General features: G+C 63.4%; 17 protein-coding genes. 11 read left to right on the forward strand and 6 right to left on the reverse strand.

All coding sequences use genetic code 11. From position 1 onward, the window contains the following. Window positions 1-12: 12 nt before the first annotated feature. The 4 genes from thrC to moaE are packed head-to-tail and all read left to right on the forward strand — an operon-like array spanning window position 13 to window position 3563. Window positions 13-1479: a threonine synthase gene (thrC, locus tag PBR20603_RS17505; protein WP_150560781.1), complete on the forward strand. Its 1467-nt coding sequence runs from the start codon at window positions 13-15 to the stop codon at window positions 1477-1479. Between the two features lie 41 nt (window positions 1480-1520). Then, window positions 1521-2732: a molybdopterin molybdotransferase MoeA gene (locus tag PBR20603_RS17510; RefSeq protein ID WP_150560782.1), complete on the forward strand. Its 1212-nt coding sequence runs from the start codon at window positions 1521-1523 to the stop codon at window positions 2730-2732. Between the two features lie 39 nt (window positions 2733-2771). Beyond that, window positions 2772-3029, forward strand: a complete 258-nt coding sequence (gene moaD / locus PBR20603_RS17515) for a molybdopterin converting factor subunit 1 (RefSeq protein WP_150560783.1) — start codon at window positions 2772-2774, stop codon at window positions 3027-3029. Between the two features lie 51 nt (window positions 3030-3080). Beyond that, complete coding sequence (gene moaE, locus PBR20603_RS17520) at window positions 3081-3563, forward strand: molybdopterin synthase catalytic subunit MoaE (RefSeq protein WP_150560784.1); 483 nt, start codon at window positions 3081-3083, stop codon at window positions 3561-3563. Between the two features lie 55 nt (window positions 3564-3618). Here moaE and PBR20603_RS17525 read toward each other — a convergent pair whose 3' ends face one another. Then, complete coding sequence (locus PBR20603_RS17525) at window positions 3619-4233, reverse strand: group III truncated hemoglobin (RefSeq protein WP_246174793.1); 615 nt, start codon at window positions 4231-4233, stop codon at window positions 3619-3621. 145 nt (window positions 4234-4378) lie between these two features. On the opposite strand from PBR20603_RS17525, the gene clpB reads away from it, so the two are divergent. From clpB to PBR20603_RS17545, 4 genes are all read left to right on the forward strand, one after another. Then, window positions 4379-7006, forward strand: coding sequence for an ATP-dependent chaperone ClpB (gene clpB / locus PBR20603_RS17530; protein ID WP_150560785.1), 2628 nt, complete (start codon window positions 4379-4381; stop codon window positions 7004-7006). A gap of 288 nt (window positions 7007-7294) precedes the next feature. Then, a complete protein-coding gene (locus PBR20603_RS17535; protein ID WP_150560786.1) occupies window positions 7295-7831 on the forward strand; it encodes a DUF2306 domain-containing protein in 537 nt (178 codons plus the stop codon). Next, window positions 7828-9000, forward strand: a complete 1173-nt coding sequence (locus PBR20603_RS17540; RefSeq protein ID WP_150560787.1) for a sensor histidine kinase — start codon at window positions 7828-7830, stop codon at window positions 8998-9000. The genes PBR20603_RS17535 and PBR20603_RS17540 overlap by 4 nt, the downstream gene beginning before the upstream one ends. Window positions 9001-9026: 26 nt before the next feature. Beyond that, the gene (locus PBR20603_RS17545; RefSeq protein ID WP_150560788.1) at window positions 9027-9830 is read left to right on the forward strand and encodes a LytR/AlgR family response regulator transcription factor; all 804 of its coding nucleotides are present in this window, start codon (window positions 9027-9029) and stop codon (window positions 9828-9830) included. Here the strand turns inward: PBR20603_RS17545 and PBR20603_RS17550 are convergent. Further along, window positions 9793-10578: an AraC family transcriptional regulator gene (locus PBR20603_RS17550; protein WP_150560879.1), complete on the reverse strand. Its 786-nt coding sequence runs from the start codon at window positions 10576-10578 to the stop codon at window positions 9793-9795. The genes PBR20603_RS17545 and PBR20603_RS17550 overlap by 38 nt on opposite strands. A 362-nt stretch (window positions 10579-10940) precedes the next feature. Between PBR20603_RS17550 and PBR20603_RS17555 the strand changes: the two genes are divergently transcribed. Beyond that, a complete protein-coding gene (locus PBR20603_RS17555; RefSeq protein ID WP_150560789.1) occupies window positions 10941-11414 on the forward strand; it encodes a gamma-glutamylcyclotransferase family protein in 474 nt (157 codons plus the stop codon). A 41-nt stretch (window positions 11415-11455) separates the two neighbouring features. Here PBR20603_RS17555 and PBR20603_RS17560 read toward each other — a convergent pair whose 3' ends face one another. Next, window positions 11456-12268: a VUT family protein gene (locus tag PBR20603_RS17560; protein ID WP_174977958.1), complete on the reverse strand. Its 813-nt coding sequence runs from the start codon at window positions 12266-12268 to the stop codon at window positions 11456-11458. Beyond that, complete coding sequence (locus PBR20603_RS17565) at window positions 12265-13035, reverse strand: hypothetical protein (protein WP_174977959.1); 771 nt, start codon at window positions 13033-13035, stop codon at window positions 12265-12267. The genes PBR20603_RS17560 and PBR20603_RS17565 overlap by 4 nt, the downstream gene beginning before the upstream one ends. Window positions 13036-13368: 333 nt before the next feature. Here PBR20603_RS17565 and PBR20603_RS17570 point away from each other — a divergent pair, with 333 nt between their 5' ends. Together PBR20603_RS17570 and aceA are read left to right on the forward strand one after the other, a co-directional pair. Continuing rightward, complete coding sequence (locus PBR20603_RS17570) at window positions 13369-14280, forward strand: DMT family transporter (protein ID WP_150560792.1); 912 nt, start codon at window positions 13369-13371, stop codon at window positions 14278-14280. Window positions 14281-14659: 379 nt separating this feature from the next. Continuing rightward, window positions 14660-15982, forward strand: coding sequence for an isocitrate lyase (gene aceA / locus PBR20603_RS17575; protein ID WP_042115747.1), 1323 nt, complete (start codon window positions 14660-14662; stop codon window positions 15980-15982). Between the two features lie 241 nt (window positions 15983-16223). Here aceA and PBR20603_RS17580 read toward each other — a convergent pair whose 3' ends face one another. Next, window positions 16224-16658: a universal stress protein gene (locus PBR20603_RS17580; RefSeq protein ID WP_174966385.1), complete on the reverse strand. Its 435-nt coding sequence runs from the start codon at window positions 16656-16658 to the stop codon at window positions 16224-16226. Between the two features lie 238 nt (window positions 16659-16896). Next, window positions 16897-17853, reverse strand: coding sequence for a LysR family transcriptional regulator (locus tag PBR20603_RS17585; protein WP_150560793.1), 957 nt, complete (start codon window positions 17851-17853; stop codon window positions 16897-16899). Between the last annotated feature and the right edge of the window lie 21 nt (window positions 17854-17874).

Here is a 17874-nt window from a genome sequence, read left to right on the forward strand (position 1 = left end):
GATACGACCCACATGAAATACATCTCCACGCGCGGCGCGGGCCTGACCTCGGGCGAACCGCAATCGTTCTCCAGCATTCTGCTCGGCGGTCTGGCGCCGGACGGCGGCCTGTATCTGCCGACGCAATACCCGCAGGTGACGGCCGACGAGTTGCGTGCCTGGCGTCAGTTGTCGTACGCCGAACTGGCCGCCAAGGTGTTGGCCAAGTTCGCGGGCGACATTCCGGCTGAGATTCTGGCGGACCTGACGAAGCGCACATACACCGCCGAGGTGTATCGCAACGTGCGTCCGGGGGAGGATGCCGCCGAGATCACGCCGCTGCTGCCGCTGGGCATCGAGAAGGACACGCAGCTCTCGCTGCTGGCGCTCTCGAACGGCCCGACGCTCGCGTTCAAGGACATGGCCATGCAGTTGCTGGGCAACCTGTTCGAGTACGCCCTGGCGCAGCACGGCGACGCGCTCAATATTCTCGGCGCGACGTCCGGCGATACGGGCAGCGCGGCCGAGTATGCCATGCGCGGCAAGGAAGGCATTCGCGTGTTCATGCTCTCGCCCGCAGGCAAGATGAGTGCGTTCCAGACGGCGCAGATGTATAGCCTGCAGGACCCGAACATCTACAACCTCGCGGTCGAAGGCGTGTTCGACGACGCGCAGGACATCGTCAAGGCGGTCTCGAACGATCACGCCTACAAGGCGCGCTACAAGATCGGTACGGTCAACTCGATCAACTGGGCGCGAGTCGTGGCGCAGGTCGTCTACTACTTCAAGGGTTACTTCGCGGCGACGGGCGGCAAGTCGGGGCAGGGCGGTGAAGTGTCGTTCACGGTGCCGTCGGGCAACTTCGGCAACGTCTGCGCGGGCCACATCGCACGCATGATGGGCCTGCCGATCCGCAAGCTGGTCGTGGCGACGAACGAAAACGACGTGCTCGACGAATTCTTCCGCACCGGGCGTTACCGCGTGCGCAAGTCCGCCGAAACGTTCCACACGAGCAGCCCGAGCATGGATATCTCGAAGGCATCGAATTTCGAGCGCTTCCTGTTCGATCTGCTCGGTCGCGATGCGACGGCGACCGCCGATCTGCTCTCGAAGGTCGAGCGCGAAGGCGGCTTCGATCTGTCGGGCACCGAGGCGTTTGGCCGTGTGACGCAGTTCGGCTTCGTGTCGGGCCGCAGCACGCACGCCGATCGCGTGACGACGATTCAGGATGTTGCCGGGCGCTACGGCGTGGTCATCGATACGCACACGGCCGACGGCGTGAAGGTTGCCCGCGAAGCCCTCGAACCGGGCGTGCCGATGGTGGTGCTCGAGACCGCCCAGCCGGCGAAGTTTGCCGAGACGATTCGTGAGGCACTGCATCGTGAGCCGCCGCGTCCTGCCGGGTTCGAACAGCTTGAGTCGCTGCCGCAGCGCTTTGAGACCGTGCCGAACGACGTGGCACGCGTGAAGGCTTACATCGCAGAGCACACCGGCCTGTAAGCCGGCGATTGTTTCGTCCCCTGACTTCCGGGCCATTCGTCATGCTGAGTACACAAGAAGCCCTCGACGCCGTGCTGGCGGCTGCCCGCCCGCTCGGCCAGAGGGAGACGGTCGACACGCTCGCGGCCAATGGTCGGGTGCTGGCGGCCGACGTGATTGCCACACTCGACGTGCCGCCCATGGACACGAGTGCCATGGACGGTTATGCCGTGCGCAGCGCCGACTTGCAGGGGGGCGAAACGGTGTTGCCGGTCTCGCAACGCATTCCTGCCGGTCACGCGCCCGAGCCGCTCGCCAGCGGCACAGCAGCGCGCATCTTCACCGGGGCGCCGGTGCCGCGAGGCGCCGATGCCGTCGTCATGCAAGAGCAATGCGAGGTTCGCGACGATGGCTCGGTTGTGATTCGTCATTCGCCTGCCGAGGGCGAGTTCGTCAATCGGCAGGGGGCGGACATTCGCCGTGACAGCGTGGTGCTCGCCGCAGGCACTCGGCTGACTGCGCCAGCGCTGGGGCTCGCCGCGTCCGTCGGTATTGCGAAGCTGCAAGTCGCGCGCCGCCTGCGCGTCGCGGTGTTCTTCACCGGCGACGAACTGACGATGCCTGGCGAGGCGTTGCGCGCGGGCAGCATCTACAACTCGAACCGCTTCGTGCTGCGCAGCCTGCTGGAGAATCTGGGCTGCGAGATGACCGACTATGGCATCGTGCCTGACAATCTGGCCGCCACGCGCGCGATTTTGCGCGACGCTGCGCGCGCCAACGACCTGATCATCACGTCCGGCGGCGTGTCGGTGGGTGAGGAAGATCACGTCAAGCCTGCGGTGGAAGCGGAAGGCCGTTTGACTCTGTGGCAGATCGCCCTCAAGCCGGGCAAGCCGCTGGCTTACGGTGAAGTCAATCGCGCGAGCGGCGAGACGGCGCACTTCATCGGCTTGCCGGGCAATCCGGTGTCGAGTTTCGTGACATTCCTGCTGTTCGTGCGTCCGTTTATCCTGCGGTTGCAAGGGGTCACGGACGTGACGCCGCGCCGCATCGCCATGCGTGCCGACTTCACGCAGACGAAGGCGGATCGCCGCAATGAATTCGTGCGTGCCCGGATCAATGCTCTGGGCGGCCTCGAAGCCTTTCCCAACCAGAGTTCGGCGGTACTTACGTCGACGGTCTGGGGCGACGGACTCATCGACAATCCCCCGGGCCACCGCATCGAAGCCGGGCAGACGGTGGCGTTCCTGCCGTTCTCCGACCTCCTATATTGAGAGACAGGCTCGCCGCGTTTGCGACGAGCCAGCCAGACTATGCAAATCGATCTTCGCTTTTTCGCCAGCGTCCGCGAGGCGCTGAATGTCGCTGAGGAGCGTGTGGAAGTCCCGGCCGGGATTGCCACGGTGGGAGACGTGCGTCACTGGCTTTGCGCCCGCGGCCCGATCTGGGCGGAGACGCTCGGCGAGCAGCGCTCGCTGCGCATGGCGCTGAACCACACGATGGTGCCTGCCGCCACGCGACTGACCGAGGGCTGCGAAGTCGCGTTCTTCCCGCCCGTCACGGGCGGTTGAGCCGCATTCCCTCGTTAGCTAGCGAAACGCGGAACTGGAGACATCCCCATCATGCCGATTCGTGTACAGACGCAGGATTTCGACTTGTCGGAGGAGATTCGGCAACTGCGCGCGGGCGATCTGCGCGTGGGGGCCGTGGCGAGCTTTGTCGGCACGGTGCGCGATCTGAACGATGGCAAGGACGTCTCGCGCATGACGCTCGAGCACTATCCGGGCATGACGGAGAAGGCGCTGGAGGCGATTGTCGTGCAAGCCCGCGAGCGTTGGCGCCTGTTCGACGCGCTGGTGATCCACCGCTACGGCGATCTGGGGCCGGGCGATCAGATTGTGCTGGTGGCTGTCACGTCGGCCCACCGGGGTGACGCTTTCGCTGCGTGCGAATTCATCATGGACTACCTGAAGACCGAAGCGCCGTTCTGGAAGAAGGAATCGACGCCACAGGGCGAGCGCTGGGTCGATGCGCGAGAGACCGACACGGCGGCGCGAGAGCGCTGGGCGACTGGCGAAAAGTCGAATCCGATGGAAAATCGCTGATTTTCGGTTATTTCTTCGGAACGCCGGTGAATTTCTTATATATTCGCTGATCGTTTTATTCTTGCGGCCTAGCCGGTCGCGCCTGTGTCACGCTGTCGAGTAGCGCCTTCTGCGCCGGGGGCAGCGTGTACTCCCATCCGAACAGATTCAATTGCAGGCTCTGCGCGATGCGGATGGCCGGTTCTGCAAAGGCGAAGGCGGCCTGAGGCTCGAACAGCTTGTCCAGCGTATCGAAGAAGAGGGCGAGCCAGCGGCTGAAGTGCTCGCCGCTCAGGTGAGCAAAGGGCTGATGGGCTTGCGTCACATTGCCGCGGTACCGTTTGGCGCCGAGCACGATGCTGGACCAGAACGCCACCATTTTTTCCAGATGCATGTCCCAGCGGCCCTCGAGCGATTGGCGGAAAACCGGTCCGAGCATGTCGTCGTCGCGAATTCGCCCGTAGAACGTGTGGACGAGGAGGCGCACGGCGTCTTCGTCGATCTCGGCGATGCGCCTTGCGGGCCATTCGGCCAGCGTTTGGGGAGACATTTCAGCAGACATTTCAACGGACAGCGAGGGTGAGCGCGCGAGCCACTTTTCTGATGCCAGCGCCAGGACGACGCATGGTGTGGCGCGCTGAAAGTGGCTATTATGGACCTCAAACCCTGACGTGTCCTGCGGTGGCTTCATGACCCCGAGATTCCCGCCGCAAGCCCTGATGCCGGCCTTTGCCCGGCGTCGCGCGAAATGTCGATCGTCGCGCTGTAATGCCCCTTGAAACCACAGGGGATTGTCCGCACATCCGATGCAGAAAGATTTCTTACCGGAGCACTAGATGCGACAAGACAAATTCACCACGCAGTTCCTGGAAGCGCTGGCTGATGCCCAAAGCATGGCAGTCGGTCGCGACCAGCAATATATCGAGCCCCTGCACCTTCTCGCTGCGCTGATCGCCCAACCCGAGGGCGCTGCGCGCTCCTTGCTGCAACGCGCAGGCGTGCAGGTTCAGCCGCTGGCGCATGATGTCGAGACGGCCATCGCGAAGTTGCCGCAGGTGCAGGGCACCGACGGTAACGTGCAGGTCAGCCGCGAACTCGCTGGCCTGCTCAATCAGGCTGACAAGGAAGCGCAAAAGCATGGCGACAGCTATATCGCCAGCGAAATGTTCCTGCTGGCGCTCGCCGACGACAAGGGCGACACGGGCAAGCTCGCTCGCGCCCGTGGCCTGACGCGCAAGGCGCTGGAAGCGGCCATCGAAGGCGTGCGCGGCGGTCAGTCCGTCAATAGTCAGGATGCCGAAGGCCAGCGCGAAGCCCTCAAGAAATACACGCTCGATCTGACCGAACGCGCTGCCCTTGGCAAGCTCGACCCGGTGATCGGCCGCGACGACGAAATCCGCCGCACGATCCAGATCCTGCAACGCCGCACGAAGAACAACCCGGTGCTCATTGGTGAGCCGGGCGTGGGCAAGACCGCTATCGTGGAGGGCCTTGCCCAGCGTATCGTCAACGGCGAAGTGCCGGAGTCGCTCAAGAACAAGCGCGTGCTCGCCCTCGACATGGCGGGCCTGCTCGCAGGCGCGAAGTTCCGCGGCGAGTTTGAAGAACGTCTGAAGAGTGTGCTGAACGACATCGCCAAGGACGAAGGCCGCACGATCCTGTTCATCGACGAGATTCACACGATGGTCGGCGCAGGTAAGGCCGAGGGCGCGATGGACGCCGGCAACATGCTCAAGCCAGCGCTCGCGCGTGGTGAGCTGCATTGCATCGGTGCCACTACGCTCGACGAATACCGTAAGTACATCGAGAAGGACGCCGCCCTGGAGCGTCGTTTCCAGAAGGTGCTGGTGGACGAGCCGAGCGTCGAGGCGACCATCGCGATTCTGCGCGGCCTGCAGGAAAAGTACGAACTGCACCACGGTGTGGAGATCACCGACCCGGCGATCGTGGCGGCGGCAGAACTCAGCCAGCGCTACATTACCGACCGGTTCCTGCCGGACAAGGCCATCGATCTGATCGATGAGGCGGCGTCGAAAATCAAGATGGAAATCGACTCGAAGCCGGAAGTGATGGACAAGCTCGATCGCCGGTTGATCCAGTTGAAGATCGAGCGTGAGGCCGTCAAGAAGGAAACCGACGAAGCGTCGCAGAAGCGTCTGGCGTTGATCGAGGAAGAGATCTCGCGTCTGGAACGTGAGTACGCCGACCTCGAAGAAATCTGGACGGCCGAGAAGGCAGCCGTGCAGGGCAGCGCAAAGGTCAAGGAAGAGATCGACCGCGTGCGCGCCGAGATCACGAAGTTGCAACGCGAGGGCAAGCTCGACAAGGTGGCCGAGTTGCAATACGGAAAGTTGCCGCAGCTTGAGGCGCAGTTGAAGGATGCCGACGCCGCAGAAGCGGCAGGCCAGCAGGCACATCCGCGTCTGTTGCGCACGCAGGTGGGCACCGAAGAGATTGCCGAAGTGATCTCGCGAGCCACCGGCATTCCGGTCTCGAAGATGATGCAGGGCGAGCGCGAAAAGTTGCTCAACATGGAGGCCAAGCTGCATGAGCGCGTGGTCGGGCAGGACGAGGCGATTACCGCCGTGGCCGATGCCATCCGCCGTTCGCGTGCAGGGCTGGCCGACCCGAACCGTCCGTATGGGTCGTTCCTGTTCCTCGGGCCGACCGGGGTGGGCAAGACCGAGCTTTGCAAGGCGCTGGCGATGTTCCTGTTCGACTCGGAGGATCACCTCATCCGTATCGACATGAGCGAGTTCATGGAAAAGCACAGCGTGGCGCGTCTGATCGGTGCGCCGCCGGGCTATGTCGGCTACGAAGAAGGCGGGTACCTCACGGAAGCCGTGCGTCGCAAGCCGTACAGCGTGATTCTGCTCGACGAAGTCGAAAAGGCGCATCCGGATGTGTTCAACGTGTTGCTGCAAGTGCTTGACGACGGTCGGATGACCGATGGGCAGGGCCGCACCGTGGACTTCAAGAACACGGTGATCGTGATGACGTCGAACCTCGGGTCGTCGATGATTCAGTCGATGGTCGGTGAGCCGCAGGAGCGGATCAAGGACGCCGTGTGGACGGAGATCAAGGAACACTTCCGTCCGGAATTCCTGAACCGGATCGACGAAGTCGTGGTGTTCCACGGGCTCGACCAGAAGCACATCGAGTCGATTGCCACGATCCAGATCGAGATCCTGCGTCAACGTCTGGCCAAACTCGACATGACGCTCGACGTCAGCAAAGCGGCGCTCATGCATGTGGCGCGCGAAGGTTTCGACCCGGTGTTCGGGGCGCGGCCGCTCAAGCGGGCGATCCAGCAGGAGATCGAGAACCCGGTCGCCAAACTGGTGCTGGCGGGCAAGTTCGGGCCGAAGGACACTATCCCGGTCGACTGGCGCAACGGACGCTTCACCTTCGAGGGCGAAAGCGCTCAGCAGGTGGGCAAAGCGACCGAAGCTGCCGCTGAGTAAGTCGTAGCACGACTCGCTTGATCCGTCCCCGCGTTCCGAGAGGAGCGCGGGGATTTTTTTGTCTTTTTTTTACGCGCGGCACCCCGCATCGTCATGTCACAATCGTCGGCGAAAATGCGCGACCGCAGCGCGTCACCGTGTAATGCTTGCCGCTTGCCGCTTGCCGCTTGCCGCTCACGCCGGACATCCGCCGTTGGCGGCGTGTAGCCACCATTCGTCGCAAGGCGGCTGCGCGCGTCCGGACAGGCTTTTATCGTAGCGCCATGATCCAGACACGGCGAGGACGTCATGGCGATAGTGGTAGGAATGCATCTGGCCGCTGCAGTAGCGGCGGTGCTGTTGGGCATCGGTATTCTGCTCATGCGGCGCGGCACGCCGCAGCACCGGCGGGCCGGTCGATTGTGGGTGACGGCGATGGCCGTGACGGCCGTGACGAGCTTCGGCATCCGCGAACTTGATGCGGGCCATTTCTCGTGGCTGCACGCCCTTTCGGCCTATGTGCTGACTGGTCTGGTACTGGCGGTGATGGCGATTCGGCGGGGCAACGTAAGCGCGCATCGGCGGCAGATGCTGGGTCTGTATGCCGGACTGGTGATTGCCGGCGGGGCGGCCGTCGCGGTGCCGGGGCGAGTGCTCAACAGTGCGTTGGCACAGATGTGGCACCATGGGGCAGCCGTGGCATCGGGCAGTGCGAGGGGGGAGGGCACGCCGGCCATACCGCGGCGCACGAACAGCGATAAGCAAGCAGCGGCACTAAAACAAACGCAAGGGGCGCCGAAGGCCGGGCCAGGCTCGCTCGCCATGACCGGCGGGGAGGGCGCATGACACTCACGTCGAAAATGAAGCCATCGCAATCCGTCAAGACCACGTACGCGGGCCCCGTCAAAGTGACGCGCGGCCTGTGGCAGACGTTTTTTCGCGAACTCGCGGGCGTGATCCTTTTCAACACCGCCATCGCCCTGATTCTTTTTTTCGTCGGGTTCGGCGGCACCTTTGTACAGAACTTCGTTTTCAGCCAGTGCATCGGCATTTCCATCACCGTGCTTGTTGACGGCGGGCGGCGCGCCGTCTGGCGTGACGGCGCCCCCTCGATGGTGCCGTTCCTGCTGCTCGTGGGGTTCGGTTGCGCGGCCGGGCTGGTGTTGGGCATCCTCATGGGTACGGTGCTGTTGGGATTGCCGATGTCGATGTGGCGGCCGTCGAACGGGCACTCGGTGCCCATCGTGCTGCTCATCGCGCTGCTTGCGACTGGCATCGGCACGTATCACGGCTGGTCGCGCGCGCGGCTGGCGCAACTGCGCGAGGCGGCGGCGCATCAGGCGCTGCGCGAAGCGGCGGCACAGCAGCAACTCGTCCGCGCGCAATTGCAGACGATGCAAGCGCAATTGGAGCCGCATTTTCTATTCAATGTGCTGGCCAATCTGGACTCGCTCATCGTGAGCGATCCGGCGCGAGCAAGGACCTTGCTCGGGCATCTCAACCGCTTCTTGCGCGCGTCGCTCGCCGCCACACGGGCCGAGGTCACGACACTGGCCGACGAGTTCGCGCTCCTCGAAACCCTGATGGCGATCCAGCAAGTGCGCTTCGGTGAACGGCTGCGTTACACGCTCGATCTGCCCGAGGATTGCCGCACATTGCAGGTGCCCCCCATGCTTGTGCAACCGCTGGTCGAGAACGCCATCAAGCACGGTGTTGAGCCGCTCGCTGGCGGCGCTGCGGTGGACGTCAGCGCCCGGCGCGAGCGTTCGGCGCACGGCGGGTGGCAAGTGGTGCTGCGCGTGGCGGACGACGGTGCGGGTTTCCGTGCCGCGGTGGGCGCCGGTGGGGACGAGCGCGTGGGTGGTATCGGCCTGACGAATATTCGAGAGCGCCTGCGGGTGCTCTACGGCGACGCCGCGCGCCTCACGCTCACCGAGGGCGTGCCGCGAGGTGTCGTCGCAACGTTGCGTCTGCCCGTGGGGTTGCCCGGGCCGCAAACGGTGCCAACGGCATAGGTTTCTAGTCCCAGAGAGTGGAGTGCATGACATCCCCCGTCGCCCTGATTGCCGAAGACGAACCTTTGCTCGCCGATGCGCTGCGCACCATGCTCGCACACGCGTGGCCAGCGTTGCATGTGCTGCCCGTAGCCCCGGACGGGACGTCGGCGATTGCCGCCATCGCTCAGGCGCAGCCGGATGTCGTTTTTCTCGATATCTCGATGCCGGGCGCTACCGGACTTGACGTTGCTCGCGCCTGCGCGCGACTGGCCCGGCCGCCGCAGATCGTGTTCGTCACGGCATTCGACCGGTTCGCGCTGGACGCCTTCGACGCGGCCGCTGTCGACTATCTGCTCAAACCGGTGGAACCCGACCGTCTCGCCCGGACAGTGGCGCGGGTGCGCGAGCGCCTGGCCACACCTGACGCCGGCATGCTCACGCAATTGCTGGCCACGTTGCGCACGCATCTTGAAGCGGGGGCGGCGCCGGGGCAGCGCGCCGCACCGGTGCCGGACACTCGCGAGTATCTGCACTTCGTGCGGGCATCGGTACGCGACGAGATTCGTATCGTCCCCGTCGAGGATATTTGCTTTTTTGAGGCGGCTGACAAGTACGTGGTGGTGGCGACTGCCGACGGCGATCTGCTGATCCGTACCAGCTTGCGGGAATTGATGCCGCAACTGGATCCGTCGCGCTTCTGGCAGGTGCATCGCAGTACGGTAGTCAACGTTGCCGAAGTCGTGAGCGCGCAGCACACCCCGCTGGGCCGTCTCACGCTCAAGCTAAAGCATCGCAAGGATCGCGTGGCGGTCAGTCGTCAGTACGCCCACCTTTTCCGGCAGATGTAGTGTCGGGAACGGTGGCGAAGAACTCGCTGGGTGTGCGTCCGAAGGTGCGCTTGAACATCGCGGAGAATGCGCTCTGGCTGCGGTAGCCCAATTCCCGGGCAATGCGGGCGAGCGGATATCCCTTCGACGCGAGCGGAATGGCCTGCGCCAGCACGACCTGCTGACGCCACTGCACGAAGCTCATGTTGAGTTCCTGCCGGAACAGCCGGCCGATGGTGCGCGGGCTGGCGCCAGCGTAGCGGGCCCATTGATCGAGTGTCCAGGCGCGCGCCGGGTCGGCCAGCATGGCATTGCACAGCGTGAGCAGCCGCTTGTCGCGCGGTAGCGGCACTTCCAGCGGCAGTGGCGACGCGCGCCGCAATTCGTCGAGAATCAGGCCCCCCAGCAGTTGCTCGCGAGGGGCGTCGAGCGTGTCTTCCGGCACGTCGATGGCCGCAATCAACTCGCGCAGCAACGGTGACACCTCCACCACGCGGCAGTGATCCAACCCGGCCGGGATGACCTCCGGGTGGACATAAAGCGTGCGCAGATACGACGGCTCATTGACCTGCAGGCTGTGTACGACATTCGGCGGAATCCAGATCGCGCGCGACGGCGGCACGATCCACGCCGCGTCGGCGACCGCAATCTGAATCACACCCCGTGGTGTGTACGCGACCTGAGCCCAGGCGTGCAAATGGTCGGGCACGCGGATGCCGTCGCGCAGCGGCCGCGCGCGCAGCCGCACCGGACGCTCCCGGGTCGGCATGAACGCCGTCGGCAAGAAGTACGGATCAGGCGCGATCGGTGCGGCGGCATCGGCACCGACACCGGCATCGAGGCTCGGCTCGGTATCCAACAGTCCTGACGGCGCCGGCATAAGGTTGGGCATGGCGTAAGCGCGACAATTCGGGTTTCATAAGTGTAAATCAGCCGCGCGCGGGCCGTTGCGTCTCCCTGCGGCGTCGGGGCGCAAGCACCGGGCGCTTGACAGCTTTCCCGGCGGCAAAGGCGCTATGATCGATGGCAGTACGCGAAGGACGTAGTTGTGTGGTGGGCCGGCGCGTATTTCCTCCATTCCCCGACGTTGTCCAGGCCCAGCGTCGACCCTTTCCGATTGGGATGTTCGTGATGACAACGGCAACGCGCGACCTGTGTGACGCTCATGACTCACCTGACGAGGCGATCCATGTGTTCGTGTATGGCACGCTGCGTGCTGGAGAAATCAACGACATGATGCGCGCCGCCGCACGTCATGGCATCGCGGCGCCGATCCACATCGGCACGGCGTCGCTCGGTGGCCAGCTCTATGATTTTGGGCGCTACCCGGGCATGGTGCTCGACGCGGCGGGCCATGGTGTGGTCGGCGATATCTACCGGATTCCGGCGGCGCTGATCCCCGTGCTCGACGAGATCGAAGCCGTCTATCCGGGGGAGGTGGGGTTGTTCGTTCGAGAGATGCACGACGTCGCGTGCAACGGCGCGACGTACGCATGCATCGTTTATCCCGTGAGTGAGTCGGCTGTCGGCCAATTGCCACAGATTCCCGGTGGCGACTGGGTGGCTTATCGCCGGGCGCGCGACGCGAACGCGGCGTGCGCCTGACGGTGCAGCGCTGATAGCGGCGAGGGCTTCAGCCTGCGTTGCTATCGAGTGAATCGACTGACAGTGAGTTGCCGGAGCATCGACATCCGAAAACCGAACGGATTCAGCGAAGTCCCGATGTCGTAGTGATCGATGCCGTCTGTGCGCTTGAGCAACCGCGCCAGGCCGACCGTGAGCGGCAGCACCAGCCATTGCAGCGCGCACTTGAAGACGAACTCGAGCCCGGCCATTCGTGCCATGGCATCGAGGTCGAGAACATAAGCGAACGCGACCAGCACAAACACGACCGAGTCGAGCATGGCAGCAATTGCGCTGCCCGCGACGAGGCGAAGGCTTGCCAGCCGGCCGTGCATTGCCACCTTCATGCGCGCGAGCGTGGCGGCGTTCGCGAACTCGCCCACAAGGCATGCGCAGACCGACGCGAGGAACATGTGAGCAATCGCCTCGAACCAGTGACGTTGCACCTCGTCAGTGAAGCCCGTTTGCGCAGCCCAGGCGGCATCCGTCGGCAGCCGTGACATCAGCCACAGAAACCCGATCATCACCAGATTGGTCGCGAGCCCGCTCCAGATCACGATACGGCTGATGCGATAGCCGTAGACCTCCGTGAGTACCGACGAAAACAGATAGGCGAACGGAAAACTGATCAGCGCGGCGGAGAATGTCAGCCGGAATGGCTCGTCTGTGTCCGACCAGGGCAGCGTGACTTCACACACGCGAGCGCCGAGCGCGTTCGAGATCAGCAGGAAGCTCACGAAGGCAATGGCAAGCACGATCACCGCAGGGGTGATGCGTGTGGCCTGACGTGAAGGGACGGCGGCAGACGGTAACGGGGAAGCGGCGGGATTGGTCATTGACGGACGGTGCGGATGTTGGTGATGGCAATGGCATGCGTTGAGCGCACGGGGTTGATATCGATGCCGTGACGTCGTGTAAATCGCGCGCCGATGGCCAGCCGTGTTGGGCTGCATTGCGCGAGCACATCGGCAAAGAGGGTCTCCGCACATTGCTCGATGAACATCGCGCTGTCGCGATACGACAGCACGTACGCCAGCAGTGAGTGACGGCAGATCGGCTCGCCCGTGTAGTCGAACCAGACAGTTCCGTAGTCAACGCCATCGGTCAGCGGGCATCGCACGCTCAACAGATCGGAGGTCAGGCATTCGCGGATTGGCGATGCCGCAGCGTTGGCATCGCTGGCTCGGCGCAAGAGATTTGCCTGTACGCCACCGCGCACCACGCTAACCGGCTCGAGGTCCAGGCTCTGTGCGCCCGGACCGCACGCGGTGGTGGTGCGTACGGCTTGCCTCACGGGCGTGGTGCGCACCAGCACGTAGGCTTGCAGGCAGCGCGATAGCTCGCCCGCCACGTGCGCTTCCAGCGCGTCGGTGGATTCAAAGCGCTGGTCGCGCAATGTGAGGAAATAGCGGTGCGCGTCCGACATCTCCAGCGTGTATGGGGAGTCGCACGGAATCACGAGTTCCACGACAGCGATCTGCGGCCGCTCGTGCATGTCGAGCCACGCGACTTCATAGTGATTCCAGAGGTCGTAACCTCTCGGCGTCACTGTCTGCGAGGAACTTGGCGAGGGGGCTTGATGCGGCAGGCGCAAGCGAGGCATTGGACGGATGCCGGTGTCTTGGTCAGACGGTGACGCGCTGGACGGATAACGCCCATTCAGAGGAGATAAGGCGTGCGAAGCATGTTGCGTCATGGCGTATGAAATCTCTGATAGGTCGATCGATCACCATATCGCGTGATGTCTTCCCTGTTCAATGCGTGGATTCTGAAAACGCACAAGACGTCACGCGCAATACCGGGTCATCAGGTTTGCCGACGGACTGAATCGTGTCTGTGCCGCCATGTCCGATTATGACCAGCGCGTCAGACGCCGATGTGGGACGATTCGCGCATTCCCATGCTTCCGGCGGCCATTTGTGCCGTCTCTCCCGCCATGCGTTCGTCCGACATTGCCCGTTTGCTGACGCTCTCCGCCATCTGGGGCGCGAGCTTTCTTTTCATGCGCATCATCGTTCCCGCGCTCGGCCCACTGCCGACGGCCTTTCTGCGCGTAACACTCGGCGCTGTCGGTCTTGCGGTGATTCTGCTGGTGCTGCGAGTGCGCTGGGAGTTCAAGGGGCTGCTGGGGGCGTCGATGGTGCTTGGCGTGATCAACTCGGGCATTCCGTTCGTGATGTACTGCCTCGCCGCCCGAGTGCTGCCCGCCGGTTACTCGGCCATCCTGAACGCAACGACGCCGCTCATGGGCGTCGTCATCGGCACGCTGTTCTTCCGTGAGCGTCTGACCGGCGCCAAGGGCTTGGGCGTGTTGCTTGGGCTGGCCGGTGTCGCCGTGCTCACGCGCACCGGACCGGTCTCGATGTCGGGGCCGGTCGTCATGGGCGCATTGGCGTGTCTCGTTGCCACGTCCTGCTATGGTCTGGCGGGCTACCTCACCAAGCGCTGGATCACTGAACGAGGCGGCCTCGACGCGAAGCTCGTGGCGTTCGGCAGCCAACTGGGTGCTGCCGTGGTACTGCTGCCGTTCTTCGCTTATGTGTCGGCGACGTCCGGCATGCCTGGCCCGGCCACCGGCGGCGTCTGGGCGGCGATGGCGGCGCTGGGCTTCCTGTGCAGTGCGGTGGCCTATATGTTGTTCTTCCGTCTGATCGCGGATCTCGGCCCGCTGCGCTCGCTGACCGTGACCTTCCTCATTCCGCCGTTCGGCGTACTTTGGGGAGCCCTGTTCCTGAACGAAGCGGTCACCATGGCTCACTTCTTCGGCGGCTGTTTCATCGCGCTCGCGGTGTGGCTCGTGTGCAAACCGTCGAAGGTCCTGGCGTCGGCCAGCCGCGCGGCGTCATGACCCGCTCGAGGTGAATCGCCCTGTCAAAGGGGCGGGCTTCGATCAAAGCCGGCACCTGCCTTCACCTGGCCTTTTCAAGATGTGGAATGTCTTTGCGGTGCGTAAAAATTTGCGCTGCTTGGCACAACGGCGCGATTTCAGGAAGGGAAATATCGTTTCATATTGGGAAATTATTTTGATATCTATTTGATTTGTATAAATAAAAAATATTCGCCTGGCCGGCAATTCGTTCTGTTGCAACGCATGAGAAATCCCTAAACTCTTATACAAGACCTGTCGATTTGGAGAGGCCGAAAGCGGTCACCCGCTATCTCGGCGGTCCTGAGGCAGGAGAGAGTCACTCCTCTTTATTTGTATCGAGAATCCAGGAGAGAACATCATGACGACGCGTCAAGAGCAAGTGAAGCAACTCGAGCAGGACTGGGCGAACAATCCGCGCTGGAAGGGGATCAAGCGTGGTTACTCGGCCGAAGACGTGGTGCGTCTGCGTGGTTCGATCCAACCGGAACAAACGCTTGCCCGTCGCGGTGCGGAGCGTCTGTGGAGCATGATCAACGATGAGCCGTTCGTGAACGCGCTTGGCGCGTTGACGGGCAACCAGGCCATGCAGCAGGTCAAGGCTGGCCTTAAGGCCATCTATCTGTCGGGCTGGCAGGTCGCGGGCGACGCCAACCTTGCAGGCGAAATGTACCCGGACCAATCGCTGTATCCGGCCAACTCGGTGCCGCAGGTCGTGCGCCGCATCAACAACACCTTCACCCGTGCCGACCAGATTCAATGGTCGGAAGGCAAGAATCCGGGCGATGAAGGCTATATCGATTACTTCGCGCCGATCGTGGCCGACGCAGAAGCCGGCTTCGGCGGCGTGCTCAACGCGTTCGAACTGATGAAGGCAATGATCGAAGCGGGCGCCGGCGGCGTCCACTTCGAGGACCAGCTCGCCTCGGTCAAGAAGTGCGGTCATATGGGGGGCAAGGTGCTCGTGCCGACGCGCGAAGCCGTGGCGAAACTGGTGGCCGCGCGTCTGGCCGCCGACGTGCTCGGCGTGCCGACCGTACTGATCGCCCGCACCGATGCCGAGGCCGCCGATCTGATCACGGCCGACGTCGATCCGATCGACCAGCCGTTCTGCACGGGTGAGCGCACGGTCGAGGGCTTCTACCGCACGCGCAATGGCCTCGATCAGGCGATCGCACGCGGTCTTGCCTATGCGCCGTATGCCGATCTGGTGTGGTGCGAGACCGGCAAGCCGGATCTCGAATTCGCCAAACAGTTTGCCGAGGGCATCCACAAGCACTTCCCGGGCAAGATGCTTTCGTACAACTGCTCGCCGTCGTTCAACTGGAAGAAGAACCTCGACGACGCCACCATCGCCAAGTTCCAGAAGGAACTCGGTGCCATGGGCTACAAGTTCCAGTTCATCACGCTGGCTGGCTTCCACAGCCTGAACTACTCGATGTTCAACCTGGCGCACGGCTACGCTCGCCGTCAGATGAGCGCCTTCGTGGAGTTGCAGGAAGCCGAATTCGCCGCTGCCGACAAGGGCTTCACGGCAGTTAAGCACCAGCGCGAGGTGGGTACGGGCTATTTCGACGCCGTCACGCAAACGATTGAGCGCGACGCATCGACTACGGCCCTGAAGGGTTCGACGGAGGACGAACAGTTCTTCGACGAAAAGAAGGCGCAGGTCAAAGTCGCCTGACAGGGCGAAGGGAGGGCGCGGTGCGCCCGCTGGCAACGATGCGCGTGGGGGCACGTCGTCGTCAGTGGAACGTCACTTCGCCATGACCGCGCGTCCGGCTTATCCGGCCGGGCGGCCCTGACTGCGGTCCCGTCGCGGTCAGGGCTGCAATGCACGCCTGAACGAGAAGAGGCTCGTGAGCTTATCCCGCTCACGGGCCTTTTTTCATGGATTGCCGGGTTGCCGGAATGGCGCAGGTGGATCAGCGATAGACGAGTACCGGGATCTTCGAGTGTACGAGAACGCGCTGCGTCTCACTGCCCAGCAACAGGCTGGTGAGGCCGCGCCGTCCGTGCGAGGCCATCAGAATGACGTCGCACCCGTGGCGCTCTGCCGCGTCGATGATGCCCAGGTATGGGGCGGGAAAGGTCGAACTGTCGCGGTCGAACGGCACACCCGCCGCCGCTGCGGCCTCGGCCAGTTTGTCGAGGTGCGCGCAGGCCTCTTCGGCAATGCGCTCACTGAAGGTGGCGGGCGCTTCGAGCACATATTCGCTGAAGGGCGAGTAGGGATACTCGGCGAGGCAGCAATAGCCCGTCACTCTCGCGCCGAGCGCGCGCGCCAGTTCGAGTCCGCCGGTGACGGCCTTTTCGGATAGCTCCGAGCCGTCGGTCGGAATGAGGATGTGGGTAAACAACATATGACCTCCCGCAGTTGGCGTTGCTGAACACGCGTTCACAGGCTCGCGCAGGTATGACACGGTCTTGCGCCCAGCCTGCTGTCTCGATGGATTCGATGCCTATTCCTGCGTTGAAACCATTATCGTCAACAGACCCTTCGTTTCGATTCTATGGCTTTGGCGCGACGCAACAACGGGGGCAAACCCGGTAGTGGCGACCGTGTCTTTAAGATGCCTTGTACGCAACAAACGTTCATCAAGCCCCTTGCGTCAGATCGACGCGCCCTGAGACGTGCATCGGCGATGGGGCGTCCTGCCAGTAGGCCGAACTGCTGTAGTGATGTTTGAGGTGGTCGATGAACAGACGCACGCGCAGCGGCAGATGGCGGCGTTGCGCAAAGACGGCATGAATGCCGATGGGCGGTGCGGCAAAGTCGTCGAGTATTGTCACGAGTCTTCCGGCGCGAATGTCGTCGCCCACCTCCCACCACGAGCGCCACGCCAGACCATAGCCTTGCAGACACCAGTCGTGCAATACGGCGCCGTCGGTGCATTCCATGTTGCCGTTCACGCGAATGGTCACGACCTTGCCGTTCTGCGCAAATGTCCAGCCGCGTTGCTGATTGGCGGTCGATCCGAAGGCGAGGCAATTGTGGCTGGCAAGGGCGTCGAGGGATTCGGGGCGTCCATGCCTCGCGACATAGTCGGGGGAGGCCACGCAGACGCGTCGATTCTCGCCCAGTCGCAGCGACACGAGACTCGAATCAGGCAACTCGCCCAACCGGATCGCGCAGTCGAAGCCTTCGTTGACCAGATCGACGAGCCGATCCGAAAGATCGAGCGTGACGGTGACGTCCGGATGCGATTCGATAAACATCGGCAGCAGCGGCGCGACGTGACGCCGTCCGAACCCGGCCGGTGCCGATAGCCGCAGATGACCGCTCGCCTTGACGCCGCCAGCCGACACGGTGGCCTCGGCGTTGTGCATCTCGTTGAGAATGCGTTGGCAGTCCTCGAGAAATGCCGAGCCCTCGAACGTGAGCGTGACGCGCCGGGTCGTGCGCACGAGCAACTTCACGCCCAGGCGGGATTCGAGGGCGTCAATGCGGCGCCCGATCACGGCAGGCGCCACCCCTTCGAGCGTCGCGGCGGCTGACAGACTTCCCTTGCCGGCCACGGCGACGAACGTTTCGATTTGTTTGAAGCGATCCACGCGGCGGATTATGTACTAAAA

This window comes from Pandoraea bronchicola (assembly GCF_902459805.1).
Lineage (GTDB): Bacteria > Pseudomonadota > Gammaproteobacteria > Burkholderiales > Burkholderiaceae > Pandoraea > Pandoraea bronchicola.

Coding starts and splice junctions, on each gene's coding strand:
- moaD (WP_150560783.1), top strand. CDS start 2,772: ATGCAAATCGATCTTCGCTTTTTCGCCAGCGTCCGCGAGGCGCTGAAT.
- clpB (WP_150560785.1), top strand. CDS start 4,379: ATGCGACAAGACAAATTCACCACGCAGTTCCTGGAAGCGCTGGCTGAT.
- thrC (WP_150560781.1), top strand. CDS start 13: ATGAAATACATCTCCACGCGCGGCGCGGGCCTGACCTCGGGCGAACCG.
- PBR20603_RS17510 (WP_150560782.1), top strand. CDS start 1,521: ATGCTGAGTACACAAGAAGCCCTCGACGCCGTGCTGGCGGCTGCCCGC.
- PBR20603_RS17550 (WP_150560879.1), bottom strand. CDS start 10,578: ATGCCGACCCGGGAGCGTCCGGTGCGGCTGCGCGCGCGGCCGCTGCGC.
- aceA (WP_042115747.1), top strand. CDS start 14,660: ATGACGACGCGTCAAGAGCAAGTGAAGCAACTCGAGCAGGACTGGGCG.
- PBR20603_RS17560 (WP_174977958.1), bottom strand. CDS start 12,268: ATGACCAATCCCGCCGCTTCCCCGTTACCGTCTGCCGCCGTCCCTTCA.
- PBR20603_RS17540 (WP_150560787.1), top strand. CDS start 7,828: ATGACACTCACGTCGAAAATGAAGCCATCGCAATCCGTCAAGACCACG.
- moaE (WP_150560784.1), top strand. CDS start 3,081: ATGCCGATTCGTGTACAGACGCAGGATTTCGACTTGTCGGAGGAGATT.
- PBR20603_RS17555 (WP_150560789.1), top strand. CDS start 10,941: ATGACAACGGCAACGCGCGACCTGTGTGACGCTCATGACTCACCTGAC.
- PBR20603_RS17565 (WP_174977959.1), bottom strand. CDS start 13,035: ATGCCTCGCTTGCGCCTGCCGCATCAAGCCCCCTCGCCAAGTTCCTCG.
- PBR20603_RS17525 (WP_246174793.1), bottom strand. CDS start 4,233: ATGAAGCCACCGCAGGACACGTCAGGGTTTGAGGTCCATAATAGCCAC.
- PBR20603_RS17570 (WP_150560792.1), top strand. CDS start 13,369: ATGCGTTCGTCCGACATTGCCCGTTTGCTGACGCTCTCCGCCATCTGG.
- PBR20603_RS17545 (WP_150560788.1), top strand. CDS start 9,027: ATGACATCCCCCGTCGCCCTGATTGCCGAAGACGAACCTTTGCTCGCC.
- PBR20603_RS17535 (WP_150560786.1), top strand. CDS start 7,295: ATGGCGATAGTGGTAGGAATGCATCTGGCCGCTGCAGTAGCGGCGGTG.